Origin of the sequence: Bacillus sp. 5B6, from assembly GCF_000259405.1 — a bacterium.
Classification (GTDB): domain Bacteria; phylum Bacillota; class Bacilli; order Bacillales; family Bacillaceae; genus Bacillus; species Bacillus velezensis.
On the sequence record NZ_AJST01000001.1, the window covers coordinates 1,597,636 to 1,624,585 of the forward strand.

At 46.9% G+C, this 26,950-nt stretch carries 25 protein-coding genes; 18 read left to right on the top strand and 7 right to left on the bottom strand.

The genetic code is table 11. The features are described from left to right. Window positions 1–7 precede the first annotated feature (7 nt). Window positions 8–7,465 (top strand): beta-ketoacyl synthase N-terminal-like domain-containing protein, encoded by a 7,458-nt coding sequence (locus MY7_RS07510; RefSeq protein ID WP_007611574.1) that lies wholly within the window; start codon window positions 8–10, stop codon window positions 7,463–7,465. Between the two features lie 134 nt (window positions 7,466–7,599). Here the strand turns inward: MY7_RS07510 and MY7_RS07515 are convergent, their stop codons facing one another. After that, a complete protein-coding gene (locus MY7_RS07515) occupies window positions 7,600–8,811 on the bottom strand; it encodes a cytochrome P450 family protein (protein WP_007611575.1) in 1,212 nt (403 codons plus the stop codon). A gap of 288 nt (window positions 8,812–9,099) precedes the next feature. Here MY7_RS07515 and MY7_RS07520 point away from each other — a divergent pair, with 288 nt between their 5' ends. Both MY7_RS07520 and MY7_RS07525 read left to right on the top strand, forming a co-directional pair. After that, window positions 9,100–9,534, top strand: coding sequence for a NucA/NucB deoxyribonuclease domain-containing protein (locus MY7_RS07520; RefSeq protein WP_007611576.1), 435 nt, complete (start codon window positions 9,100–9,102; stop codon window positions 9,532–9,534). A 59-nt stretch (window positions 9,535–9,593) separates the two neighbouring features. Further along, window positions 9,594–10,349, top strand: a complete 756-nt coding sequence (locus MY7_RS07525; RefSeq protein WP_003154084.1) for a YoaK family protein — start codon at window positions 9,594–9,596, stop codon at window positions 10,347–10,349. Window positions 10,350–10,382: 33 nt separating this feature from the next. Here MY7_RS07525 and MY7_RS07530 read toward each other — a convergent pair whose 3' ends face one another. Both MY7_RS07530 and MY7_RS07535 read right to left on the bottom strand, forming a co-directional pair. Next, on the bottom strand, window positions 10,383–10,745 hold the full coding sequence (locus MY7_RS07530) for a hypothetical protein (RefSeq protein ID WP_007410383.1): 363 nt from the start codon (window positions 10,743–10,745) through the stop codon (window positions 10,383–10,385). 183 nt (window positions 10,746–10,928) lie between these two features. Further along, on the bottom strand, window positions 10,929–12,257 hold the full coding sequence (locus MY7_RS07535) for a S8 family peptidase (protein ID WP_007611580.1): 1,329 nt from the start codon (window positions 12,255–12,257) through the stop codon (window positions 10,929–10,931). A gap of 178 nt (window positions 12,258–12,435) precedes the next feature. Here MY7_RS07535 and MY7_RS07540 point away from each other — a divergent pair, with 178 nt between their 5' ends. From MY7_RS07540 to MY7_RS07550, 3 genes are all read left to right on the top strand, one after another. Next, entirely contained in the window at window positions 12,436–12,669 is a 234-nt protein-coding gene (locus MY7_RS07540; RefSeq protein ID WP_007611582.1) for a hypothetical protein, read from the top strand. A gap of 255 nt (window positions 12,670–12,924) precedes the next feature. Beyond that, the gene (locus MY7_RS07545; RefSeq protein ID WP_007611586.1) at window positions 12,925–13,632 is read left to right on the top strand and encodes a poly-gamma-glutamate hydrolase family protein; all 708 of its coding nucleotides are present in this window, start codon (window positions 12,925–12,927) and stop codon (window positions 13,630–13,632) included. Window positions 13,633–13,691: 59 nt separating this feature from the next. Further along, on the top strand, window positions 13,692–14,144 hold the full coding sequence (locus tag MY7_RS07550) for an OsmC family protein (RefSeq protein WP_003154075.1): 453 nt from the start codon (window positions 13,692–13,694) through the stop codon (window positions 14,142–14,144). A 13-nt stretch (window positions 14,145–14,157) separates the two neighbouring features. Here the strand turns inward: MY7_RS07550 and erbB are convergent, their stop codons facing one another. The 3 genes from erbB to MY7_RS07565 form a co-directional block, all read right to left on the bottom strand. After that, on the bottom strand, window positions 14,158–14,511 hold the full coding sequence (gene erbB / locus MY7_RS07555) for an SMR family multidrug efflux transporter EbrB (RefSeq protein WP_007410379.1): 354 nt from the start codon (window positions 14,509–14,511) through the stop codon (window positions 14,158–14,160). A gap of 17 nt (window positions 14,512–14,528) precedes the next feature. Continuing rightward, window positions 14,529–14,843, bottom strand: a complete 315-nt coding sequence (gene erbA, locus MY7_RS07560) for an SMR family multidrug efflux transporter EbrA (protein ID WP_007410378.1) — start codon at window positions 14,841–14,843, stop codon at window positions 14,529–14,531. A 137-nt stretch (window positions 14,844–14,980) separates the two neighbouring features. Further along, on the bottom strand, window positions 14,981–15,256 hold the full coding sequence (locus MY7_RS07565; protein WP_373681458.1) for a hypothetical protein: 276 nt from the start codon (window positions 15,254–15,256) through the stop codon (window positions 14,981–14,983). Between the two features lie 137 nt (window positions 15,257–15,393). Here MY7_RS07565 and MY7_RS07570 point away from each other — a divergent pair, with 137 nt between their 5' ends. The 9 genes from MY7_RS07570 to MY7_RS07610 all read left to right on the top strand — a co-directional run bounded on the left by MY7_RS07570 (window position 15,394) and on the right by MY7_RS07610 (window position 22,162). Continuing rightward, on the top strand, window positions 15,394–15,798 hold the full coding sequence (locus MY7_RS07570; RefSeq protein ID WP_007611595.1) for a YmaF family protein: 405 nt from the start codon (window positions 15,394–15,396) through the stop codon (window positions 15,796–15,798). Window positions 15,799–15,896: 98 nt separating this feature from the next. Continuing rightward, the gene (gene miaA / locus MY7_RS07575) at window positions 15,897–16,841 is read left to right on the top strand and encodes a tRNA (adenosine(37)-N6)-dimethylallyltransferase MiaA (protein WP_007611596.1); all 945 of its coding nucleotides are present in this window, start codon (window positions 15,897–15,899) and stop codon (window positions 16,839–16,841) included. Between the two features lie 39 nt (window positions 16,842–16,880). Beyond that, window positions 16,881–17,102, top strand: a complete 222-nt coding sequence (gene hfq, locus MY7_RS07580; protein ID WP_003154064.1) for an RNA chaperone Hfq — start codon at window positions 16,881–16,883, stop codon at window positions 17,100–17,102. 96 nt (window positions 17,103–17,198) lie between these two features. Then, window positions 17,199–17,474 carry a YmzC family protein gene (locus MY7_RS07585; RefSeq protein ID WP_007611597.1) on the top strand — a complete coding sequence of 92 codons (276 nt, stop codon included), beginning with the start codon at window positions 17,199–17,201 and terminating at the stop codon, window positions 17,472–17,474. Window positions 17,475–17,556: 82 nt separating this feature from the next. Then, complete coding sequence (locus MY7_RS07590; RefSeq protein ID WP_003154062.1) at window positions 17,557–17,772, top strand: hypothetical protein; 216 nt, start codon at window positions 17,557–17,559, stop codon at window positions 17,770–17,772. A 259-nt stretch (window positions 17,773–18,031) separates the two neighbouring features. Further along, on the top strand, window positions 18,032–18,424 hold the full coding sequence (nrdI, locus tag MY7_RS07595) for a class Ib ribonucleoside-diphosphate reductase assembly flavoprotein NrdI (protein ID WP_003154061.1): 393 nt from the start codon (window positions 18,032–18,034) through the stop codon (window positions 18,422–18,424). Continuing rightward, window positions 18,384–20,486, top strand: a complete 2,103-nt coding sequence (nrdE, locus tag MY7_RS07600) for a class 1b ribonucleoside-diphosphate reductase subunit alpha (protein ID WP_007611605.1) — start codon at window positions 18,384–18,386, stop codon at window positions 20,484–20,486. Before nrdI ends, nrdE begins: the two co-directional genes overlap by 41 nt. A 17-nt stretch (window positions 20,487–20,503) precedes the next feature. Continuing rightward, window positions 20,504–21,493, top strand: coding sequence for a class 1b ribonucleoside-diphosphate reductase subunit beta (gene nrdF, locus MY7_RS07605; protein WP_012117608.1), 990 nt, complete (start codon window positions 20,504–20,506; stop codon window positions 21,491–21,493). A 48-nt stretch (window positions 21,494–21,541) separates the two neighbouring features. Next, entirely contained in the window at window positions 21,542–22,162 is a 621-nt protein-coding gene (locus tag MY7_RS07610) for a hypothetical protein (protein ID WP_007611614.1), read from the top strand. A 49-nt stretch (window positions 22,163–22,211) separates the two neighbouring features. Here MY7_RS07610 and MY7_RS07615 read toward each other — a convergent pair whose 3' ends face one another. Next, complete coding sequence (locus MY7_RS07615) at window positions 22,212–22,970, bottom strand: N-acetylmuramoyl-L-alanine amidase (RefSeq protein WP_007611615.1); 759 nt, start codon at window positions 22,968–22,970, stop codon at window positions 22,212–22,214. Window positions 22,971–23,276: 306 nt separating this feature from the next. Here MY7_RS07615 and spoVK point away from each other — a divergent pair, with 306 nt between their 5' ends. From spoVK to MY7_RS07635, 3 genes are all read left to right on the top strand, one after another. Beyond that, window positions 23,277–24,245, top strand: a complete 969-nt coding sequence (gene spoVK / locus MY7_RS07625; protein WP_007611621.1) for a stage V sporulation protein K — start codon at window positions 23,277–23,279, stop codon at window positions 24,243–24,245. Between the two features lie 129 nt (window positions 24,246–24,374). Then, entirely contained in the window at window positions 24,375–25,637 is a 1,263-nt protein-coding gene (hflX, locus tag MY7_RS07630; RefSeq protein WP_029325919.1) for a GTPase HflX, read from the top strand. Between the two features lie 16 nt (window positions 25,638–25,653). Further along, complete coding sequence (locus MY7_RS07635) at window positions 25,654–26,919, top strand: methionine gamma-lyase family protein (protein WP_007410367.1); 1,266 nt, start codon at window positions 25,654–25,656, stop codon at window positions 26,917–26,919. Window positions 26,920–26,950 lie beyond the last annotated feature (31 nt).

Here is a 26,950-nt window from a genome sequence, read left to right on the forward strand (position 1 = left end):
GACGGCTTTGCAAAACACTGAAGATCTTCTTTACAAACTATTGGCAGGCCAGCTGAAATCTGTCGGATTTTTTACGGAAAACGAAACGCAGCCTGTCATGCAGGGGTTTTACGGCAGGTGGCTGGAAGAAAGCATCTCCATCTTGGTGCAAAAAGGCTTTTTGAAACAGTCAGGCAGTACGTATGTGTTAACGGGTCCGATAGAGCGTGCGGACGTACTGTGGCAAGAATGGGATGAAAAGAAAGCTCCTTTACTCAAGGACAGCAGCAAAGAGGCTATGATCACCTTAGTGGAGACCGCTCTCAGAGCTTTGCCGGATATTTTATCCGGCAGAGTTTCTGCCACTGATGTTCTGTTTCCTGATTCCTCAATGGAATTGGTGGAAGGAATCTATAAAAACAATGAAACGGCAGACTACTTTAATGAGGTGCTCGCTGACACATTGACGGCTTTCATTGAAGAACGCCTGAAAGAAGACCCGAACGCGGAAATCCGGATATTAGAGATCGGAGCGGGGACGGGCGGGACGAGCGCGGCCGTTTTCAAAAGATTAAAAGAGTACAAACATCATGTGAAAGAATATTGCTACACCGATCTGTCAAAGGCCTTTTTCATGCATGCTGAAAAAGAATACGGTCCCGACAATCCGTATTTGACTTATAAGCGGTTTAATGTGGAAGAGCCCCCGGCTTTGCAGGGTATAGAGGCGGGCGCATATGACGCGGTAATTGCGGCAAATGTGCTTCACGCGACAAAAAATATTCGACGGACACTTCGCAATGCCAAAGCGGTGCTTAAAAAGAATGGGATTTTGCTATTAAATGAGATCAGCAGCCATTCGGTTTATTCTCACCTGACATTCGGCCTTTTGGAAGGCTGGTGGCTGTATGAAGACGCCAAACTGCGCATTCCCGGATGCCCGGGGCTGTATCCTGAAGCGTGGCAGTCTGCGCTGGAAAGCGAGGGATATCGGTACGTTACATTTATGGCGGAATCGTCACATCACCTCGGCCAGCAGATCGTGGCGGCAGAAAGCGACGGCGTTATCAGGCAAAAGCAGCCGGACGCGCAGGCGGTTGAAGAAACTGCGGCTTCCAAAGAGCCGGCTGATTTCACAGAACCGTCTTTCTCAGTCACAGACCGGACTGTGCAATTCATAAAAGAAACGTTAGCCAAGTCCATAAAGCTTGCTCCCGAGCGCATTCAGCCGGAAACCAGCTTTGAAAAATACGGCATCGACTCCATTTTGCAGGTGAATTTTATCCGCGAACTGGAAACATTGACGGGCGAGCTGCCGAAAACGGTCTTATTTGAACACACGAATACGAAAGAACTTGCCGAGTATTTGCTGGAAAATTACCCGGATAAGCTGCAACAGGCATTCGGAGCCGAACAAGCGTCTCCTGAAACGGAGCATCCGGAACCTGCAATGAATGAACCGGTGCCGCTTGTCACGGAAACGCGGCGATTTATCACTGAACAAAAAGAGCCAAAAGCGCCAAAGCCGGAAACAGAAACCGTCACCGTTAATCGTTCTGATCGTAACGACATTGCCATTATCGGCATCAGCGGCCGCTATCCCGAGTCTGAAACGCTCGATGAGCTGTGGGAACATTTAAAAGCCGGAGACAGCTGTATTACGGAAGCCCCGGAAAACAGATGGAAGTCCGGTCTTCTGAAAACAATGGCAAAAGAAACACGAAAAGAAGAACGCAAAACACGGTACGGCGGATTTCTGCAGCATATTGACGCTTTTGACCATCACTTGTTTGACATGCGGGAAGACCATGTGATGGAGATGACGCCTGAGCTCCGTCTAAGCTTAGAAACCGTATGGGAAACATTTGAAAACGGCGGTTACTCGTTAGAAAGAGTAAACGAATGGCAGGAATCAGACAGCGGCATCGGTGTATTTATGGGCAGTATGTACAATCAATATTTCTGGAATATCCCGTCATTGGAAAAAGCCGCGCTCAGCTCTAACGGAGGGGATTGGCATATCGCCAACCGCATTTCCCACTTTTTCAATTTAACGGGTCCGAGCATGGGCGTTACGACCGCATGCTCCAGCTCACTGAGCGCCATTCATCTCGCCTGTGAAAGCCTGAAGCTTAACAGCTGTTCCATGGCGATTGCCGGAGGGGTCAATCTCACGCTTGAACCGTCTAAATATGATGCGCTCGAACGGGCGAATTTGCTTGAACAGGGAAGTGAGAGCAAAAGCTTCGGAACCGGCACGGGCCTGATGCCGGGAGAAGGAGTCGGGGCGGTGCTCTTGAAGCCGCTCTCCAAAGCGCTTGCCGACAAAGACCATATTTACGGGGTCATTAAAAGCAGCGCGTTGTGCCATAGCGGCGGAAGGCAGATGTACACGGCTCCGGATCCGAAACAGCAGGCGAAGCTCATGGCGGCTTCCATCGACAAGGCCGGAATCAATCCGGAAACAATCAGTTATGTTGAATCAGCGGCAAACGGCTCTGTATTGGGAGATCCGATTGAGGTCATTGCCCTGACAAACGCGTTCGCGCAATATACTGATAAAAAACGATTTTGCGCGCTTGGATCCGTCAAGTCAAATCTCGGCCATTTAGAGGCGGCTTCCGGCATGTCCCAGCTCGCGAAAGTGCTGCTGCAAATGGAGCGGGAAACATTAGTCCCGACGATTAACGCAAAACCGCAAAATCCGAATATCAACCTTGAACAAACGGCTTTTTACCTGCAGGAAAAAACCGAGTATTGGGAACGTCTGAAGGATGCCGAGACGGGAGACATCATACCGCGGAGAAGCATGATCAATTCCTTCGGAGCAGGCGGGGCATACGCAAATCTCATCGTAGAAGAATATATCAGCCCGAATTCCGATCAGGCCCGTCACGACGATGAGGAATATATTTTCCCTGTGTCAGCGAAAACAAAATGGAGTTTTGAAGCCTATCTTGAGAGACTGGCGGCCTTTTTAGAAAAGACGCCATCTCTTCATCCGGCAGCCATCGCATCCGCGCTGCAAAAAAGAACGCATCATTCGGAGTATCGGGCGGCATTTACGGCTGCTTCCGTTCAGGAACTGCTGGAAAAGCTGGCCGCTTACCGCATGGATCAGCGGAATCTCAATTTCTCCGATTCTGATATTGGCCGGCGTGCGCGGCAATGGGAAAAAGGAGAGAGTATCGCGTTTGATCAGTTGCAGCAAGAGCACGCCGTTCATCTGCCGGCCTACGCTTTTGACCACGGGACTTCTTTTCAATTCGGTGAATCAGAAAACGCTGCCGGCGTTCAGGCGGTATACAGTGATGACGACCCATACGTGAAAGGGCATCAATTCAGCGGAGAGCCGGTACTCGTCGGCGCTACATATAACAGTCTGGCAGTCGATCATTTTTGTGATCTTTTTCCTGAAGCGGAAGGAGGACAAATTAAAAAACTGAATTACGCGAGCCCCATTACCGTAAAAAAAGGCGATCGCATCGAGCTGAAAACAGAATCGAAACAAAACGGGGATGGATTTGAACTGAGCATAATGCACCGCAGCCTCACGTCTCCTGATTGGAGCATAGCGGCGTATGCCGAGTGCAGCCCGTATCCGTTTCAAAAGCAGCACGCGGATCTGGCGGCCATTCAGCGCGCTTACCGGGAAGTGGGCCGGATAGATGAGTTATACGGAGACGGAACGGGAACCGTCGTGTGGGGAGAAGAATTTAAAACGATCACCCGCCTGTACCAAGGCTCTGATGCCGTTTTAGCGAAAGTGAACCTGAACAATAGCGACTCACAACAAGCGCATCATTATGCCGTAAATCCGTTAATCGCCAACAGTGCTTACTTGGCCTCGCTTTCTTTATTGGACCAAACGGAGGCGGAAAGCTATCTGCCGTTCGGCATTAATTCCGTCACCTTCAGCAGCCCGGAAGATCTTACCGATTGCTGGCTGCACATCAAGCTGGCCAAACAAACGGGGGAAATGATTCTGATTAACGCAGATGTCATCAGCAGGCGATCGGAAGTGGTGATGCGTTTTGAAGGCTATGCCCTGAAACGGTTCCGCCCGAAAACCGAACAGATAAATCAGCCGGCCCGAACGGCTGTGAAGAATGCGGGAGCACCGATTTCTGCCGGCAGTCTGACAGATGATATCCGCAGCTACGTCCTTGGCAAGCTCGCCAAGATGATGGATGAACCCGCGCCATCTCTTCGTTCTGACGCAAATATCATGGAATTGGGACTTGATTCAGCGAGCCTGATCGGGCTGACAAAAGAGATCGGCCAAGAGGTGGACATCGATGTGAATCCAACATTGTTTTTCGAGTATCCGACCGCGGAGGAGCTGACCCGCCACTTCGCGTCAGCATATGAGAGCAAGTTTTCTCAATTGCTTGCCGATCATAAGCATTCAGAAGAGGCCAGGGTCACGGAAACAGAAGAGCGCACTTTACCGAAGAAACAGCATACGCCTTGTGATCACGCCGATATCAAGCAAGGAATCGCGATTATCGGTATGTCAGCTCAGTTTCCGCAATCCCCGGATATCCAGTCTTTTTGGGAGCACATCATAAACGGGGATCACTGTATTACCGAAATTCCGGCGGACCGCTGGGACTGGCGCCGTTACGCTGGTGATGAGAATGACACGAGTCTCAGATGGGGCGGTTTTATTGACGGTGTCGGCGAATTTGACCCGCTCTTTTTCGGAATTTCCCCTAAAGAGGCATCACAAATGGGGCCGGAGCAGTTTCTGCTTTTGATGCATACATGGAAGGCAATGGAGGATGCGGGCCTGACAAATAAGGCATTATCAAGCAGACCGACAGGCGTTTTCGTTGCCGCAGGCAACAGCGATCCGAACAATGGAACAGCCATCCCGTCCATCATTCCGAACAGGATATCATATGCCTTGAATTTACAAGGACCGAGTGAATATTACGAGGCTGCCTGCACGTCAACCCTAGTGGCATTGCACAGGGCGGTTCAATCAATCCGTCATAACGAATGTGAGCAGGCTGTCGTGGGAGCCGCCAATATTCTGCAATCGCCGAAGGGCTTTATCGGTTTTGACTCAATGGGATATTTAAGCAAAAACGGCCGGGCGAAATCGTTCCAAAAAGATGCCGATGGCTTTGTCAGAAGCGAAGGGGCGGGCGTGATCATCATCAAACCGCTTGAGGCGGCAATTGAAGACGGCGATCATATTCACATGGTCATTAAAGGAACAGGAGTGTCTCACGGCGGTAAAGGCATGTCGCTTCACGCGCCGAATCCGGCGGGAATGAAGACCGCGATGAAAAAAGCGTACGAAGACACCGATGTTGATCCGCAAACTGTCACTTATATTGAAGCGCACGGCATTGCTTCCGAAATGGCAGATGCGTTGGAGTTTAATGCAATCAAAGCGGGTTACGGAGAGTCTGCAAATCAAGAGGAAAGCGCGCCTTGTTATATCAGCACCGTGAAACCTTGCATCGGGCACGGCGAACTCGCTTCCGGACTGGCTGCCCTTATAAAAGTGGCGATGGCCATGAAGCATCATACCATCCCGGGCATTCCCGGATTTACAGCTGCAAATGAGCAAATGGCCATTCAGAAAAGCCGCTTCCGTTTCACCGAAGACAATCAGGAATGGACACAGCTCACCGACCATACGGGCAGACCGATCCCGCGCCGGGCCGCAATTAACAGCTATGGCTTCGGCGGCATGAATGCGCATGTCGTCTTGGAACAGTACAGCCCGAGCCATAAAGACAAAGAATCTGTGCATGAACCGCAGCTTATCGTCCTTTCTGCTAAGAGCGAAGGGCGCCTAAAGGCGGCCGCAGGTCAGCTGGCCGATTTTGTGCAAACTGGAGATACTCCGTCATTGCGGGATATTGCTTATACGCTTCAGACCGGCCGTGAGGCGATGAACTGCCGCCTGGCACTCGTTGCCCGCAATCAAGATGAATTGCTGGAAAAACTGAAAGAGTACAGAGCATTTTCCGAAGAAAGCAATGGAATGAAAAGCTTCTTTACAGGCAGTCAGCAGACTGGATCAGGAGATATCGGCGTTTTACTGGAAGGGACTCTCGGTACAGTCGTCACGGAGACGCTGTTGGCTGAAAACAATCTGGAAAAGCTTGCATTTTGCTGGGTGAAAGGTGCGGATATACCGTGGGACAGACTCCACCAAGGCAAATCTGTTCAAAGAGTGCCGCTTCCGACATATCCTTTTGAAAACCATAAGTATTGGAACGGCGGTCAGCCAGAAGACATCGTCCTTGCACCGGTTTCACAGAATCCTCAGATCCGCTGCGAGAGCGCAGCTGACATTGTGGCAGACATTTTGGGGATGGAGCCAGCGGAAATGGATCAAAATAAGCCGCTGACTGAATACGGTTTCGATTCAATCTCCTCTATTCAGCTGCTGAAAAAACTTGAGGGCGGAGACAGCCGCATCAGTCTGGAGGCTCTTCAGAAATGCAGCACTGTTCAGGAGATTAGCATGCTGTTAAAAACGAACCAATCGCAGGAGGCGGGCCGGAATTTTCCCGAACTCGTCAAGCTGAACGATAGAGAAAAAGGCCGTCCTGTTTTTTGGTTTCACGGCGGAACGGGAGGCGTTGAAGCATACCAGCCATTCGCCAAAAAGAGTCAGCGACCTTTTTACGGCATCCAGGCAAGAGGTTTGACAGGGAAAGAGCCGCTGCAAGGAATCGAAGAGACGGCCGCTTCTTATAAGAGAATCATCCAAGCGGTACAGCCGAAAGGCCCTTATGACCTCGGCGGATATTCCTTGGGCGGAATGTTTGCATACGAAACCGCGCGCCTCTTGCAGGAGGAAGGTCATACGGTAAAAAGCGCCGTCATGATCGACACCCCGTACAGTGAAAAATGGAAAGAAAGAAAACCATCTGTTAAGTCAGTCATGCTGCAAACGATCAATACGATGCTTACAGCATATCTTAAGCCTGAAAACCTTGAAGAGGCATTAATCAGCAGAGAAGACATTACCGTCCAGGCTGAGGAAGAAGAGGTATTGAAAGAATTGATCGGCCTTGCCAAAAAGCGCGGTCTGCCAAAATCCGAAGAAGCGATCCGGATGCAGCTGGAGCAAATGATGAAGACGCAGCTCGCTTACGGAATGGAAGAGTATGACATGAAGCCGCTGCCTCATCCGGAAGCGCTGCAATGCTACTACTTCCGTAATAAAAGCGGTTTGTTCCTCGGAGATCTTGAACGTTATCTGACAGCAGAGGAAGAACAAATTCCGTTAGACCATGATGCGTATTGGAAAGAATGGGAACGCCAGATGAAACAGTTTCACCTGTTGGACGTTCACTCTTCCAATCATGTCACAATGCTGTCGGAACCAAAGCCGCAAAACGCCATTAAAGCATTCTGCGAAAAACTGTACGCAAACAAAGGAACGATAAGCGCAAATTTCCTTAAATCTTTCAGAAAAAAGCTGGACGAAACAAATGAGTTGGTAAAACGGTAATAGAGAACGGCCGGAGCAATCCGGCCGCTTTTTTATTTATATAGAACTAAATTAACTATGTACTAAATCTTCAATGTCATATTGATTTCTGTTTATAAGACATTAAAAAACCCCCGATAAACAGGGGGGCGATATTAAAATCTGACAGGCAATGTTTCAAGCCCTCTCAAAAACACATTTTTTCTCCATGTTACATCCTCGGGCGCGCCTTTCAGCTCTATATTCGGAAACCGTTTTAAAAGCGCGGTAAAGGCAATGGATGCTTCCATCCGGACGAGCGGAGCCCCGAGACAAAAATGAATGCCGAATCCAAAAGAAATATGACGGTTCGGTGTTCTCGCTATATTTAATGTATCAGGATCATCAAAATATTCCGGGTCCCGATTGGCTGAACCGATGCCGATAAATATCATATCACCTTTTTTAAAAGAAACATCTTTATAAGTGAAATCTTCAATCGCCCATCGATTCGCCATCATGATGACGGGAGAGGTATAACGCAAAAGCTCTTCGACCGCCGTCTGGATATTTTCGGGCTGCCGCTTTATCTTCTCCATCTGATCTTTGTGCAGAAGAAGCGCCAGGGTGCCGGAGCCAAGAAGGTTAACCGTTGTTTCAAGCCCGGCAACGACTAACAAAAACAGCATGGAATACAGCTCTGATTCACTCAGCTTTTGGCCGTCCTCTTCAGCGTAAATAAGCTTGCTCGTCAAGTCTTCACCCGGATGTTTTCTTTTTTCTTCGATCAGTGTTTTCATATATTGTTTAAATTCTTTGAGAGCCTGGTTGGTCGCATCTTGTCCGCTTTCTGACGTGTCGACCATTGCGTTTGTCCACACTTGAAATTTGGCGCGGTCCTCTTTCGGAATTCCGAGCAGCTCGGAAATGACGATAAACGGAAGCGGTGCGGCGAAATCTCTCATGATATCAGGGTCTGCTTTTGTTTCCATTTCATCCAGCAGCTCTTCTGTGATCTGCTCTATCCCGGTGCGAAGCTGCTCAATCATCCGGGGAGTGAACCCCTGATGCACCAAAGATCGAAGACGTGAATGATCCGGGGGGTCTTTTGCCAGCATATGCTCTGAGACAAAATCGATATCTTCACTGACATTCAGCTTCGCGATCAGCTCCTTCGGCATGACCCGTTTTACATCTCTCGTAATTCTGCCGTCTTTTAAAAACGCCATACAATCATCATAACGCGTGATGAGCCAAGCCGGAAAGGTGCCTCCGAAACGCTGCAGTTCGAATTTATGTATGGGGTCCTGCTCTCTGAATCTGCTTAAAACCGCAAAAGGGTTTTCGTGAAACTCGGGTGAGTGTGGGTGAAACATTGTTTTTTCCATCTGGATTTCCCCGCCTTCATGTTTTTGAAAAGACATAACAAACAGCCGGTGCCTGCCGACCGGACGGCATTCCTCCTTTTATCTGCCGAAGACACTGATCACAACGGCTCATAAGTATGTCTAAAATATATAAGGAAACAGAAGCCGGTTCAATAGACAAATCGTAAAGCCGCCATTTTCGTTGATTATCAACAAAACAGCAAACTTTTTTTGCCATTTCATCATGTGTGTTAAATCCGGCTAATATACATATTTACGCTTCATATCAACTTCTTAAGGAGGATGTGAATGAATGCGTTTATGAAATGGGCGGCAAGTCTGCTTTTGGTGATCTCTCTTCAGTTCGGCCTTACGGGCGCCGGCATCCATTCGGACAGTGCTGCTCGTGCCGCATCCCGATACGATCAGGTGCTGTATTTCCCGCTGTCAAAATATCCGGAGACGGGAAATCATATAAAAGACGCCATTTCGGCAGGTCATTCTGAGATTTGTACAATTGATAGGGGCGGAGCGGAGAATAGAAGGAAAGAATCATTGAAAGGAATTCCGACAAAGCCCGGGTTTGACCGTGATGAATGGCCCATGGCAGTCTGCACAGAAGGCGGGGCGGGGGCTGATATCAGATATGTAACCCCGTCGGATAACCGCGGGGCCGGTTCATGGGTTGGAAATCAAATGAGCGGATATTCCGACGGCACGAGAGTATTATTTATCGTTCAGTAGCTTCTCCGGTTCGCCGGAGTTTTTTTATGCTCTGAAAAAGCGGCACGCCGGCTGGACATATGAAATGGCAAAGAGTAAACTTATATGTTGGAATCAGCATGAGAAAGGATTGGATCACATTGACAGTGACTACATACCGAAATATTGCACTTTTACTTCTTTGTTTAACAGCGGGAATTGTGGATGTGATCGGTTATTTAAGCCTGGGACATATCTTTACCGCCAATATGACGGGGAACATCGTTCTGTTCGGCCTGGCGATCGGCAACTCATGGCACCTTGCCGTACTCAAATCGTTAACCTCGTTAATCGGATTTATTGCCGGTGTTATTGCCGCGGCCCTGCTTGTGGGCAATAAAAAGAAATCATTCTGGCCCCCTGCGGTAACTGCCGCTTTAGCTATTGAAGGAGCTGTTTTGCTGCTGTTTGCTTTGTTCTCTTGCTTTTTTGCAGATGCCATTTCTGTTTATGTGCTGATTATGCTGCTCAGCTTCGCAATGGGAATGCAGACGACAGCCGCGAGAAAACTTGGTGTAGCGGGGATTTCCACGACCGTATTAACAGGAACGCTCGCTAATTTTTTTGAAGATCTTACCGCAAGGTTTTACAAAGCGGACAAGCGGAAGCAGTTTACGAGAGATGCTGTTTTGCGCGCGCTTGCCTTGGTGCTGTATTGTTTTGGGGCGGTCATAGGCGCTTTTGCCGAACCGGATTATAAGTTTGCCGTGATCTGGCTTCCGATTATCATTATTTTAGGCATTATGCTTTGCGCATTCACGATGTTCCACGGATATTCTGAAGAAAAAAACCAATAAAAAAACGCCGCTGATTCAGGGCGTTTTTTCTTTTTATTGCTCTTTCCGGGTCCCGATTGTATAAACGGCCCGATCTGTATGTACCTTTAATCCGTCTTGCTCTTTTTGGATGGTAATGTCGCCGAGCAAAGGGATTTCATACGCATCTTGAGGGAGCGGGACATTTCCTTCCTCCGTATAGGTTGTGCCGTGTCCTTTTAGGACGAGTTCTTCGTCAGCTACATAGTCATCGGGATGATTTGTCCGGCGGACGAGAACATCATCAAGGTGAAGCATGATCTGGTCCATATCAGAAATCTCGTTTCGGCTGTCTGTCAGCTCTCCTTTTCTGATATCAAGCGTTTGTCCGATCTGTTTTTGCAGCCATTCAGACAATTCGGTGTTTGTAAGTGCCATTGTGATTCCTCCTTTTATCTACACCATACTTATTCCCTATTTTTTTAGAAATACACTGCCTTGCATTGATCTTTTTTTCTGACAGCCGGTTTTGAAGAGTTACTAGTTTCTTCATTATAATTGTTTACTAAAAACGGGGTCATCTTCCGGTGCAGACGACCCCGTTTACTCATCATATAAAGATTACTCTTTCGGCACGGCGTTTTCAGCGTTTACTTCGCCCGCTCCGTAAATGTTCGGATCTTCATTTGTCCATTGATCCGGACTTTGTTTGATCAGTGTTTTCACTTCGTCAGGCGAAAGCTGCGGGTTCTGCTGAAGAATTAAGGCGGCAATGCCAGCACAGATCGGAGTGGCCATGGACGTGCCCGACAGACTGAAATACAAGGAGCCTACACGGTTTGATTTCTGTAATTTGTCAAGGTATGAACGCGGAGAACGGAGAGATACGATATCGACCCCGGGCGCAAGAATGTCAGGCTTCTCTTTTCCGTACACCGTCGGGCCGCGGCTTGAGAATGAAGCGACCGTATCGTCCTCATTGCTGGCCGTATCATTGTCATCATAGGCGCCTACCGTGATGACCTTCTCGCTGACACCGGGGCTTGAAATCGTTTGAGCTTCCGGACCGGAGTTGCCCGCGGCGACGCAGACGACGATTCCTTCATTCCATGCCTCTTCAACGGCCTTGACGAGCGGGTCGTCCGTTTCTTTATCATATCTGAGCGCATCTCCGCCCAGTGACATGCTGATGATTCTGATCGGATTCTTTGTGTGTTCTTTATTATATTGTATGCACCATTCCACACCCTCAATGATGTCAGCCAAGGTTCCTGATCCTGATTTGTTTAAAACCTTGACTCCGATCAGATCGGCTTCCGGCGCCGGCCCCTGATATTTACCGGAAGATGAAGCGCCGCTGCTTGCGATATCACCGGCGCAATGGGTGCCGTGCCCGTTGTCGTCATACGGTTCTGTCTTTTGGTTGACAAAGTCCGCAAATCCGATAACTCTGCCTTCTAAATCGGGATGCTGATAGATTCCGGTATCAATAACGGCGACGGTTACGCCTTTTCCTGTTAATACGGTGCCGTTACGGGTCACTTCTTTTGCATGAGACGATTCAGCTGCCGTATCAAGGAGCGCTTTTACTTCACGGTTTAAATAGATTTTACGGATATCCCGGCATTGCGAAAGAAGCATGTGAAGGGCGGACGGAGTGACTTCGGCGCTGCAGCAATTGATTGTTTGAAACTGCTTTTTTATGGTGCAGCGTTTTTCTTTTGATAAGACCTGTCCTGTGCTGTGAAAACCGGATTCATGGCAGCCCTCTTCAAATTCAATGATGACTGACATTTTCTTTCTGTTTTTCACCTTTTTTTCGAAAAACTTGTGCAAAAAGCAAGGTGTCCATTTGAAAGGTTTATATAACTGTAATACGTTTTCTCTGAGCGGCCAGTCCAGCTTATGAGCATTTGACCGCACCATTTGTACCATTGAGTAACCAAACATATATTCTTTTCCTCCCATTCTGGCGATTCTCTCTATACCATATGAACAGGCCGTATGTTCGGTCAGTTTGTTTGTCCTTCAGGAGCGCTGGTTACTTGCGGCTTTTTCAGGAGAAGAAATCGAGTTGGAACGGAACGTTTGTTCGTTTATAATGAAGCCGGTGGAAGGAGGTATATACATGAACATAATATTGAGACATTCCTTGGAAAAACAGCTTCCGATTGATATTATATATATGAAAAAAGACGACTCCATTTCAAAACGGACCATTATTATAAAAAAAGGGGATGAGCGGGCTGTAACGGCATTTTGCTGTACGAAAAGGCAGATGAGAACTTTTTTGACGGGCTCCATTCTGTCCTGTGCATTTGCTTCGGGAGGCGGATATTCATTTTTAAAAGCGTATTCTTGATGCCGTCCGTTTCCGGCCGTGAATCTCCCGCCCCTGAAAATTCGGGCGTTCCTCCCTTTTTTTTTGCCCTCTCTCAACCTTTTTTCACTGATGCCCGGCATTTGAGCGCTTGAACCGTGACAATCCATTGATTTTTCGAAACCGGGAAGTTTTTCACTGATGATAATGTTAATAGAATGTTAAGATAAGACCTATTGACAAAAATCCATATAATGAACATGTCATTTTTCAGAAAGGAGCAAAGAAGGAGAGCTGATGAAAAGAATTTTACTTAATGTCATCATTATCGTAGCAATGGTCTTACTAATAAGATGTGCTCATTATGCGTCAGATCCTGATCCCTCGAATTCTTCTGATACATACACAGATTTTAAAGATCTGGCTGAACATGAAGACCCCGATGATTATCATATATCGTACAATAAGCGAAAGGGGAGCCCCGTATTGATCATGTCGCCGCACGGAGGGAGAATTGAGGGCGGGGTGAGCGAGATCGTCCGCTCTTTCAGCGATGATTTTTCAACCTATCTGTTTGAGGGATTAAAACCGCATGATAACCAGACTCTTCATATTACGAGCACCAAGTTCGATGAGCCTTCAGCAGTCGAAAGCATTAAGCAGCACCATTATGTTATCGCAGTGCACGGTTATAAAGGCGACGAGAAAAATACTCTTGTCGGAGGAAGCGATCGGAAGCGGGCGAAAAAATTGGTGAGAGCTCTCGAACGAAACGGATTTTCTGCAGAATTGGCAACCTCAAAAACCGGTCTGGCCGGGGTTAACACCGAAAATATCAATAACCAGGCGCAAACCGGGCTGAGCATACAGCTTGAGATCAGCAGAGAACAGCGGGAAGCGTTTTTTGATAATTTTGATTATCGCGAAAGGGAATTCACAAAAACGGAGGAATTTTACCGGTTTGTCCGTACGATAAAAAGAGTGATCAATCAAGAGTATTCGTGAGCTTAAAAAAAGACAAACGAGTGAAAGATGAGTAAACTGAAAAAAAGGAGGTTTGTCCCATGGCAAAACATCACTTTTATTTAAAAGCAAATTGGCCCGGAAATCGCAATGACGTCGGCGATATTAAAAGCGGCCGGCTGGAAACGGCTGTGTCCATTCCTAAGGAAATGGACGGACCCGGAGAAGGCACAAATCCTGATGAAATGCTGCTTGGAGCGGCCGCTACCTGTTATATTATAACGCTTGCGGCGATGATGGAAAGAAGCGGCCTGAATAAAGAAGATCTACATATGGAATCTGAAGGAATTGTAGACGTCACGAACGGTGTGTTCACTTACCAGAAAATCATTCACCGTCCGTTTATATTATTAAAGCCGGATGCAGCCGAAACGGACTTTACGCTCGCCAGGAAGTTAGCGCAAAAAGCAGAGTCCTCGTGTATGATTTCACGAGCGGTCCAAGGAAACGTGGAGATGGAGCTTGAGGTTGAAGTAAAAGCTGCCCGCGCTTGACGAGTTCAAACGGTCAGCTCCGGGCCGTTTGATTTTTTTTAGCTTTTTGAGACTTGGAACGGTTCAGCAGGATGACGCCCGTGATGACCAAAACAAGCCCGATCATCATTTTGACTGTCATGGCCTCCTTAAAAACAAAAAAGCCGACAATTGCCGTTAAAGCGGTGCCGACACCTGACCATGTCGCGTATGCGGCGGATAAATCAAGGCTTTTCAATGAGAAGCTCAAAAACATAAAAGAGGCTCCGATTCCGGCAATGACGCCGAGAGCGGGCCATAAGTGCGTAAAACCGTCCGACAGCTTCAGCATCGTGCTCCCGAACACTTCTGATACAATGGCTAATGCCAAGCAAAGTAATCCTTTCATCAGTATGCCTCTCCTTTCTACCAATTCATCAAAATGACACCGGCCAATAAGAAAAAGAGTCCGATGACGGCCTGCTTGTCCAGTTTTTCATGAAACCATTTCGCTCCGATAATGGATGCGAGCACTGTTCCGGCTCCGCTCCATGTTGCATAGGATAAGCTGAGCGGAATGAGATTCAGTGTCAGTGAAAGCATATAAAAGGCCAATGAATAGCCTGCCACTACAAGCGCGCTCGGCAAAAATCGCGTAAATCCGCGGGAGACCTTCAGCATGGCCGCGCCGATTGACTCTGATAAAATAGCAATTGTGAGGAAGATATAACCCAGAATCATATCAAATCCCCCTCTCATCATAATCCTTATGCCTTTTGTTTAAGGCAGTAAAATAAAATAATATCCGAACTTTGCCCGCCAAGTCAAGACATTAGGCCTATACAAAAAGGCCCCCGGGGAGGAGCCTTTTTGATTCGTCAATAGTAATACGGATAGCCGTAGCCGTAACCCCCGTACAAGTACGGATTGAATAAAGCGCTTCCGACAAGCCCCCCGACAAGCCCTCCGAAAAACGGTCCGCCGTAAAAACCAAACGGCCGTCCGAATCCATAACCAAACCAAGGTCGGCCAAATCCAAAACCCGGCCGTCCGAATCCAAATCCGAATCCGGGACGCCCGAAGCCGAAGCCCGGCCGGCCAAACCCAAATCCGGGCCGTCCGAACCCAAATCCAGGCCGCCCAAACTGTCTCATATCACTATCTACTGCGTATGTGTATTCTTCATTCATAATTAAGGTACCTCCAAGAATAAATTTGAGATGATAACAGAGTATTCAGCCCACCAATTTTTGATTGGGCGTTTATCAAAAAAATAAAGGAGTGAGCTTTTGTGGGCCTGTATCAGTCCGATTGGTCAAAAAAACCTCCGCACACACACGCATACCGGGCGGTTACGGATGTAGTGCAGGGGCATTACCATTTGATTGAAGGCTTTTCGCAGCCGGAGAACGGCAGCAATACAGATGAGCATACACATTTCTATACGGGCATCACCTCGTTTGAAAACGGCCATTTTCATAGGTATTACGGCATTTCTGGCCCTGCCATCCCGAGGGTTGACGGAACACATTACCATGAGCTTTCAGAGACCACCTTTGCCGCCTACAATGAGCCGATTCAGATCCAGCACGGCGGCGTCGTTTACGATCCGCAGGAGGAAGGACGGAAAACGCACCGCCACACACTCAAAGGAAAAACGAGAGAGGTTGTCGGAAACGAGCCGATCGGGTGGTAGTGGACGTTTAGCGCTCAGGAAAAAGGGCAAAATGGATAGGTGCCTGAAGAAATGAATGCTATAATTAGGGGGAGATTTATAAAAGAGAGTGATACATATTGAAAAATAAAAAACAGCCTGTCGTCATACTTGTCGGACCGACGGCAGTCGGAAAAACAAAACTAAGCATCGGACTCGCGAAAATGCTGAATGCGGAAATCATCAGCGGAGATTCCATGCAGGTATATAAAGGGATGGACATCGGAACGGCCAAAGTCACCGAAGAAGAGACAGAAGGCGTGCCGCATCACCTGATTGATATTTTGGAGCCGTCCGACACTTTTTCAACGGCGGATTATCAGAAAATGGTAAGGGGAAAAATCACCGAGATTGCCGATAAAGGAAAGCTGCCGATGATTGTCGGGGGAACGGGTCTGTACATTCAGTCCGTGCTGTATGACTATACGTTCACGGAAAACTCCGGTGACCCTGTATTCCGGGAGCGCATGGAGAAACTGGCGGCTGAAGAAGGGGCGGAAGCGCTTCATGCCAAGCTTGCGGCAGCCGACCCGGAAGCGGCGGCAGCCATTCATCAAAACAATACGCGAAGAGTCATCCGCGCGCTCGAAATTCTGCATGTATCGGGAAAAACAATGTCAGAGCATCTTAAAACCCAAAAACGGGAGCTGCTTTACAATGCGGTTCTTATCGGTCTTACAATGGACAGAGAAGTGCTGTACGGCCGGATTAATGAGCGCGTTGACCTGATGCTGGAAACCGGCCTTCTTGACGAAGTAAAGCGGCTGTATGATATGAATATCCGGGACAGCCAATCGATTCAGGCGATCGGCTATAAAGAGCTGTATGAATATCTTGATGGAAAAGTGCCGCTCCCTCAGGCTGTGGAGCAATTAAAACAAAATTCTAGGCGATATGCGAAACGCCAGCTGACCTGGTTTCGCAATAAAATGCCCGTTTCATGGACAGATATGACGCCGCCTGTTGATATTGAGCAGAAAAAAAAGGAAATTTTCGAGTGCATAGCAGGAAAACTGGAAATTTAATCGAAACAGTATTGTATTGAGAACCAAGGAGGACGAAACATGAAACCGATTAATATTCAAGATCAGTTTTTGAATCAAATCCGAAAAGACAATACGTTCGTCACGGTGTTTTTACTCAACGGCTTCCAGCTTCGCGGCCAGGTAAAAGGCTTTGACAACTTTACCGTTTTGCTCGAAACGGAGGGGAAGCAGCAGCTTATTTATAAACATGCCATCTCCACGTTCGCCCCGCAAAAAAACGTCCAGCTTGAGCTTGAATAGACTTTTTGAAAAAGACCATGAACAATGGTCTTTTTCTATGCGCATCTGTATATTGCAGGCTGTATATCGGAAGCATAAAAGGGGGTTCGGAAAATCGTGTTCGAAAGTGAAAATGAACTGAGAAGAATCAGAATTACGCTCGTTTGGATCGCTGTTTTTTTGCTGTTTGGAGCTTGCAGCAATCATGAGACGGTGGTAACGGATGATGACGGCGGCTCAACGGATACCGAACCGCAGACAGAAGGCATGGTGCAGCTGGAACATAATCGTTTCGGCATCGTTGAGGACGGATACTTAAAAATATACCGCTATGATGAAAAAACGAATAAAATTGAACTGAAAAAAGAAACGGCGCTGGATGAGCTTGAATAAATTTCACAAGCGTTCGAATTTACAAAGCGGGCCGCACAAGCTACACTAAGTACTGACATTGATCATGCAGAGGGTGAGACGATTGAAACACAAGGTGATAATCAACCATTGGGAAGAAACTTGTGAAGATGATTCCTGCTATGAATATGGAACCAGCATCATCGTTGACGGCAAAGAACTGATCAGAGAGGCTTCCATCACAAGCGCTCTGAAAGCCGTACTGAAAGAAATCGGTGCTGATGTGGAGATTGAAGAAACCGTTGAAAGCGAAAAAAAATGTGATTCTTACAAAAAATAAGAATAAAAGTCTAGACTACTAAGCAGTTTTTTTTCATGTTATGATAGACATCGGCTTACACATGACACCTTGAGTAGGATGAGAGATGATTCTCGTTCTGCTCTCTTTTTTGGGCGTTAATCGGGCCAGAGCCAAAGTCCGCTCTTTCAAAAATATGAATTTTTTATAAATCGATCTCAATATGTTGTGTTTTTCTGAGAGGTTAGTATACTATATATAGTGTTAAGAGATTCATTATTTTTGATAGGTCGTGATAAGGATGGTTCAAATCATATTTGATTCAAAGACAGGGAATGTTCAGCGTTTTGTGAATAAAACAGACTTTCAGCTGATCCGCAAGGTGGACGAAACGGACCACGTGGACACTCCGTTTGTTTTGGTCACCTACACGACAAACTTCGGTCAGGTACCGGCATCAACACAATCATTTCTCGAAAAATACGCCCATCTCTTATTAGGAGTCGCTGCGAGCGGCAACAAAGTATGGGGCGATAACTTTGCAAAAAGCGCCGATACCATTTCAAGACAATATCAGGTGCCGATCTTGCACAAATTTGAACTCAGCGGCACATCTAAAGACGTTGAATTGTTTACTCAGGAGGTAGAAAGAGTTGTCACAAAATCAAGTGCCAAAATGGATCCAGTTAAATAACGAAATCATGATCCAACAAGATGGAAAATTCCAGTTTGATAAAGATAAAGAGGCTGTACATAGCTATTTTGTTGACTATATCAATCAAAACACAGTTTACTTTCACGATTTAAAAGAGAAGCTGGATTATTTGATTGAAAACCAATACTACGAAGAGGAATTCTTAAGCCTTTACTCTTTTGAAGACATTAAAGAAGTGTTTAAGACAGCTTACGCAAAGAAGTTTCGTTTTCCTTCCTTCATGAGTGCGTTTAAATTCTATAATGACTATGCTTTGAAAACGAATGACAAGAAAAGAATCCTCGAGCGTTATGAGGACCGAATCTCAATCGTTGCGCTGTTCTTCGCAAACGGCGACACTGAGAAAGCAAAAGAATATGTAAACCTGATGATCAATCAGGAATATCAGCCGAGTACACCGACGTTTTTGAATGCCGGCAGAAAACGCCGCGGAGAACTGGTGAGCTGCTTCTTGCTCGAAGTCAACGATTCCTTAAACGATATTTCACGGGCGATCGATATTTCCATGCAGCTGTCTAAATTGGGCGGCGGGGTTTCTCTTAATCTGTCCAAGCTTCGCGCGAAAGGCGAAGCGATTAAAGATGTTGAAAACGCCACAAAAGGTGTTGTAGGCGTCATGAAGCTTCTTGATAATGCGTTCCGTTACGCTGACCAAATGGGCCAAAGACAAGGCTCAGGCGCGGCGTATTTAAATATTTTCCACCGCGATATCAATGATTTTCTTGATACGAAAAAGATTTCTGCGGATGAAGATGTGCGCGTCAAAACGCTTTCTATCGGTGTCGTCATTCCGGATAAGTTCGTTGAGCTTGCACGTGAGGATAAAGCGGCTTATGTATTCTATCCGCATACGATTTATAAAGAATACGGCCAGCATATGGACGAAATGGACATGACGGCGATGTATGAAGAGCTTGTCGACAACCCGCGTGTCAAAAAAGAAAAAGTGAATGCGCGCAAACTGCTTGAAAAGCTTGCCGTTCTCCGTTCTGAGTCAGGTTATCCGTACATTATGTTCCAGGATAACGTAAACAAAGAGCACGCGAATAACCACGTATCAAAAGTGAAATTCTCGAACCTTTGCTCTGAAGTGCTTCAGGCGTCACAGGTTTCGGCTTACACAGATTATGACGAGGAAGACGAAATCGGCTTGGACATTTCCTGCAACCTTGGTTCATTAAATATACTGAATGTCATGAAACATAAATCGATTGAGCGCACGGTGAAACTCGCGACGGATTCCCTGACTCATGTATCTGAGACGACGGATATCCGCAACGCGCCGGCAGTCAGACGCGCGAACAAAGCGATGAAGTCCATCGGTTTAGGCGCTATGAACCTTCACGGTTACCTGGCCCAAAACGGCATCGCGTATGAAAGCCCGGAAGCAAGAGATTTCGCGAATACGTTCTTTATGATGGTGAACTTTTATTCCATTCAGCGTTCAGCTGAGCTTGCGAAAGAAAAAGGCGAAACGTTTGAGCATTATGAAGGCTCCACTTATGCAACGGGAGAATATTTCAATAAATACATCGAAAAAGAGTTCTCACCGGCATACGAAAAAATCGCTGCGCTCTTTGAAGGCATGCACATTCCGACAATCGAAGACTGGAAAGAGCTGAAGGCGTTTGTCGCTGAAAACGGCATGTACCACAGCTACAGACTGTGCATCGCGCCGACAGGCTCCATTTCCTACGTCCAATCCAGCACGGCGTCCGTTATGCCGATCATGGAACGGATCGAAGAAAGAACATACGGAAATTCAAAAACGTATTACCCGATGCCGGGGTTAGCGTCTAATAACTGGTTCTTCTACAAAGAAGCTTATGATATGGACATGTTCAAAGTGGTGGATATGATCGCGACAATCCAGCAGCATATCGATCAGGGAATCAGCTTTACCCTGTTTTTGAAAGATACGATGACAACTCGTGATCTGAATCGTATTGATCTGTATGCCCACCATAGAGGCATCAAAACCATTTACTATGCAAGAACGAAAGATACCGGGCAGGACAGCTGTCTTTCTTGTGTCGTTTGATTAAAGGAGAGTTTACAGTGACAAAAATTTATGACGCAGCAAACTGGTCAAAGCATGAAGATGATTTCACCCAAATGTTTTACAACCAAAATGTAAAGCAGTTTTGGCTTCCGGAAGAGATCGCATTAAACGGCGATCTTCTCACTTGGAAGTATTTGGGTAAAAATGAGCAGGATACGTACATGAAGGTGCTTGCCGGCCTGACACTGCTTGATACAGAGCAGGGGAACACGGGCATGCCGATTGTGGCCGAGCACGTCGAAGGTCATCAGCGAAAAGCGGTTCTTAATTTCATGGCGATGATGGAAAACGCGGTGCACGCAAAATCATATTCAAATATTTTTATGACGCTTGCTCCGACTGAAACGATTAATGAAGTATTTGAATGGGTTAAACAAAATAAATATTTGCAGAAAAAAGCGCAAATGATTGTCGGGCTTTACAAAGCCATTCAAAAAGATGATGAAATTTCACTGTTCAAAGCGATGGTTGCTTCCGTCTATCTGGAAAGCTTCCTTTTCTACAGCGGTTTCTATTATCCGTTATATTTCTACGGACAAGGAAAACTGATGCAAAGCGGTGAGATCATTAACCTGATCCTTCGTGACGAAGCGATTCACGGCGTGTATGTCGGTCTCCTTGCTCAGGAAATTTATAATAAACAGACAGAAGAGAAAAAAGCAGAGCTTCGTGAATTTGCGATTGACCTTCTGAATCAGTTATATGAAAATGAGCTTGAATATACAGAGGACTTGTACGATCAAGTCGGACTCTCACACGATGTAAAGAAATTCATCCGCTATAACGCCAATAAAGCTTTGATGAACTTAGGGTTCGATCCTTACTTTGAAGAAGAGGATATTAATCCGATCGTATTAAACGGATTAAACACCAAAACAAAATCACATGATTTCTTCTCCATGAAAGGGAACGGCTACAAAAAGGCGACGGTAGAACCGATTAAGGACGAAGATTTTTATTTTGGCCAAGATGAAGAGCAGATATAATATCTGCTCTTTTGGCTTGAGTGGAGAGGTAAGACAGGAGGAACGGGCATGAATAAAATGGATGAAATCATCTTGGCTGTACCGCGGAGTGACGTTTTTCAAAACGAAATGCTGACATTTCAGGGAGTCAACAGCGAGGATGAACGTATCGTAAAAATTATGGCTCAAATTGAGGCGCATTTTTTTGAAATCAGAAGAGGCGACGCGGAAGAGGACCCGCGATTTAAACAGCCGATTCCGTATGTCGTCATCCGCCGCGATGATGAGGTGTTTGTGTATGAACGGCTTGCGGGCGGAGGGGAATCGCGCCTCCATAATAAGCTTTCTCTCGGCTTCGGCGGACACATGAACCCTATGGAAGGGGCGGCTTCATTTTCGGAAGTGCTGAAACAGAATACCGACCGGGAGCTGGCAGAAGAACTGTACATTCGCGAGGAGGACAAACAAAACATTGTCACACTCGGCCTGATCAATGATGATGAAAACGATGTAGGGAAGGTGCATATCGGCATCCTTTCTGCGCTGCAGTTAGCGTCTGCGGCACAAGTCGAAGTGAAAGAAAAAGATCAAATCGCCGGGCGCTGGATGAAACTGAGCGAACTGAAAGAGGAAAATGTGTATCAGCGTCTTGAAGCTTGGTCTCAGTTTGTCGCCGATATACTTCAATAACAAAAAACCCCTGTTCGTCCCAAAAAAGGGAGAGCAGGGGTTTTTTCATTTAGTCTTGCACAATGAAGGCATCAAATCCGGCTTTTTCGGCCCGCGCGGCCAACGCTTCAGCATAATCTCTGGAAGAGAATGCGCCGATCTGCACTTTAAATAAGCCGCCTTTTGGAAGCACAATCGCGTCAAAACCTTTAGACTCCGCATCGGCGGCAAGCGCATCAGCATTTGCTTTCACTTTGAATGCACCGATTTGCACTTTATATAAGTCAGCCTTTTTTTTTAGACCGAAAGCTTGCTCCAAGCCCTTGGCATGTCCTCTTGCAAGGCTTTCAATAAAACTGGCTGTTTTCAGTTTGTTTGCATCAGCTGACGTATCAACAAAACCATTCTCCGTCAAAATCGCCGGCATACTTGTCTCCCGCAGCACATGGAAGTTGGCTGTTTTTTTTCCTCGGTCATTAAAACCCGATGCTTGAATCACTTGCGTGTGGACGGCTGATTGGTAAGTCGAGGTCGGCGCTCCGACACCGGGGTAAATATAGCTTTCGAATCCGGTTCCGCCTCCTGAGTTAATATGAATGGATAAAAAATAATCTGCGCCCCAGCTGTTGGCGGCATCCGTTCTTTCCGTCAGGCTGACCGTCTTATCGCTTGTCCTGCTCATCAAGACAGAAACTCCTTCATACTCATTCGTCAGAATCGTGCGCAAAGCCAGCGCGATCTCCAGCGTGACCGCTTTTTCCTGAAGTCCGTTTCCGGTTGCACCTGAATCAGTTCCGCCATGACCGGGGTCTATAAAAATTTTAACCATTCTCCATCACCTCATTACAGCATATGATGATATTCAAAAGGTGCTTGTACGGCTGTCATTCATGAAAAAAATGAGAAATACACCCAACATTTCCCGGAAAATAAAAATAAATGGTTTGTCCCCCCGTTTCTGTTGAATACAATAAGAAATGAAAAATATTTCTCGGGAAAGCGCAGGATTCAACATCATTCCCGAAGAGAACGGAAAAAGTGACAAATAAAGAGGAAAACGGGTCTCATGATGATAGGCGGATGTCACGGAACCGCTTCATCATGAGTAAGATAAAGAGAGAACAGAGAGGTGAGCATGTTGGAGCGCGCTGTAACCTATAAAAATAACGGACAAATTAACATCATTCTTAATGGCCAAAAGCAAGTGCTGACAAATGCGGAAGCTGAGGCGGAATATCAGGCCGCCCTGCAAAAAAATGAAGCCAAACACAGCATTCTGAAAGAAATTGAAAAAGAAATGAACACATTAGTGGGTATGGAAGAAATGAAACGCAATATTAAAGAAATTTACGCGTGGATATTCGTCAACCAAAAACGGGCCGAACAAGGGCTGAAAGTCGGAAAACAAGCTCTTCATATGATGTTCAAAGGGAACCCCGGCACCGGGAAAACCACCGTTGCGAGACTGATCGGCAAGCTTTTCTTCGAAATGAACGTGCTTTCCAAAGGACATCTGATCGAAGCGGAACGTGCCGATCTGGTCGGTGAATACATCGGACACACGGCGCAAAAAACGAGAGATCTGATTAAAAAATCGCTCGGGGGCATTTTATTCATTGATGAGGCATACTCACTTGCAAGGGGCGGAGAAAAGGATTTCGGTAAAGAGGCGATTGATACGCTTGTCAAGCATATGGAAGACAAACAGCATGAATTTATTCTGATCCTGGCAGGGTACTCGAGAGAAATGACACATTTCCTGTCATTAAATCCCGGCCTGCAATCGCGTTTCCCTATCAGCATCGACTTTCCGGATTACTCTGTCACTCAGCTGATGGACATCGCAAAGCGCATGATAGCAGAGCGGGAGTATCAATTAAGCCAGGAAGCCGAGTGGAAGTTAAAAGATTACTTAATGACAGTGAAAAGCACGACAAGCCCCATTAAATTCAGCAACGGGCGCTTTGTCAGAAACGTGATTGAAAAATCGATCCGCGCTCAGGCCATGAGACTTTTAATGGGAGACCAATATTTAAAAAACGATTTAATGACGATCAAGAGCCAGGATTTACTTATACAAGATGAGGCGGCAGCTCACGAATAGACCTCTCAGCCGGTCTGAGGGGTCTCTTTTTTATTTCTCTCTTTAAAACCCGCCGGATGTGTGGTATACGCCCTGCGGGTTTGGTATGATAGTACTACTGCCCAATACGACACAGAAAGGAACATCCATTTGAACGAACAGGAAGGAAAAAAAGAAACGGTCATTTTGGTCGGCTGCCAGCTTCCGCACATGACAGATGAGCACTTTGAACATTCCATGGAAGAGCTTGCTTCATTGACAAAAACGGCTGACGGAACGGTGCTGACCCGGATTACGCAAAAACGGAACAGAGCGGATGCCGCTACATATATAGGCAAGGGGAAAGTAGACGAGCTGAAGGCGCTGTGTGAAGAGCTTGAAGCGGATCTGGTCATTTTTAATGATGAACTGTCACCGAGTCAGCTTAAATCACTCGCCACTGCAATTGAAGCGAAGATCATCGACCGCACGCAGCTTATTTTGGATATTTTCGCAAAAAGGGCGAAGACGAGAGAAGGAAAGCTTCAGATCGAATTGGCCCAGCTTCAATACGCGCTGCCGCGTCTGAGCGGACAAGGAATCAACCTCTCAAGACAAGGCGGCGGAATCGGGACGAGAGGGCCCGGTGAGACAAAGCTTGAAACAGACCGGCGCCACATTAGAAACCGCATACACGAAATTAACGTGCAGCTTTCAACGGTTATCCGCCACAGAAGCCGTTATCGGGAGAGACGAAAAAAGAACGGCGTGCTTCAGGCTGCGCTCGTCGGGTATACCAATGCCGGAAAATCAACATGGTTCAATAAATTAACGAGCTCAGACAGCTATGAAGAAGATCTGCTGTTTGCAACACTTGATCCGATGACGAGAAAGATGGCGCTCCCAAGCGGCTACAGCGTCCTTTTGTCTGATACGGTCGGCTTCATTCAGGATCTGCCGACGACGCTGATTGCCGCTTTCCGCTCAACGCTTGAGGAAGTGAAGGAAGCAGACTTGATCATTCATGTCATTGATTCATCCAATGAAGATTATGCCGGACATGAACAGACGGTCCTCGGTCTGTTAAAAGAGCTTGAGGCAGATGATATTCCGGTGCTGACCGCTTATAACAAACGTGATGAGACACTTCCTGACTTCATCCCGACAGCGGGAGAAGGCCACATCATGATCAGCGCCAGAATCGCCGGGGATGAAGCAAAACTAAAAGCGGAAATCGAAGCTTATTTGCGCCGGGAGCTGATGACGCCGTATGAAGTTCATGTGCCTGCCGCCGAAGGCAAATTGATGTCACGCATCAAATCAGAGACCATGATCGACAGCCTTTATTTTAATGAAGAAAATGAACGCTACGAAGTCTCAGGTTATGTACAGGAAGAACAAAGCATACTCGGAGAACTGAAGAAATTCATGTAAGGAAGGTATACACAACATGTTTGACACACTGACCCACGGCGCTCTTTTACAAAAAACCGCCGAAGAAACAGAAGCGGAAATCTCCGCCGTTCATAAAAGAATAGAAGAAATCAGTGAACGGAATGAATGGAGAGTCCTGCAAAGCTACAGAAAACATAAAGTAAGCGATACGCATTTTACGCCTTCAACCGGATACGGTTATGATGATATCGGACGAGATACATTGGAGAAGATCTATGCTGATGTGTTCGGAGGAGAGGCGGGACTCGTGCGGCCGCAAATCATTTCCGGAACGCATGCGATTTCAATCGCGCTCTTCGGTGTGCTGAGACCCGGGGACGAATTGCTTTATATAACAGGCAAGCCTTACGATACACTCGAGGAAATCGTCGGAGTAAGAGGCGGGGAGTATTCAGGCTCGCTGAAGGAATTTCAAATCGGATATAATGCAGTCGATTTAACATCAGAAGGCAGAGTGGACTTTGAAGCGGTCCGGGCTGCAATCCGGCCGAATACAAAAGTGATCGGCATCCAGCGTTCAAAAGGATATGCGAATCGTCCATCTTTCAGAATAAATGAAATTGAAGAGATGATTCGTTTCGTAAAGGAAATCAAAGAAGATGTCATTGTTTTTGTGGACAATTGCTACGGAGAATTTGCAGAAGAGCGGGAACCCTGCCACGTCGGAGCGGATCTTATGGCCGGCTCCCTGATTAAAAACCCGGGCGGCGGCCTTGCTAAAACGGGCGGCTATCTTGTAGGGAAAGCCAAGTGGATTGAGGCCTGCTCTTACCGGATGACCTCCCCGGGAATCGGAAGTGAAGCCGGGGCTTCGCTTTATTCGCTGCAGGAAATGTATCAAGGTTTCTTTCTCGCTCCGCATGTAGTGGCGCAAAGCTTGAAGGGAGCGGTATTTACCGCCCGTTTTCTTGAAAAGCTCGGCTTTACGTCAAACCCTGCTTGGAATGCGCCGAGAACGGATCTGATTCAATCAGTTGAGTTTCAGGACCCTGATAAGATGATCGCTTTTTGCCAGGCGATACAATATGCTTCCCCGATTAATGCGCATGTGACGCCTTATCCGAGCTATATGCCGGGATATGAAGACGATGTCATTATGGCAGCGGGCACTTTCGTACAGGGGGCAAGCATTGAATTATCAGCAGATGGACCTATCAGACCGCCTTATGTCGCGTATGTCCAAGGAGGATTAACCTACGCGCACGTGAAAAATGCGATTTGCAGCGCCGTAAATGCTTTAATGGAAAAAGAGCTGATTTAGGCCGTTTGCAATTTTCAAAGAATTCGATGTT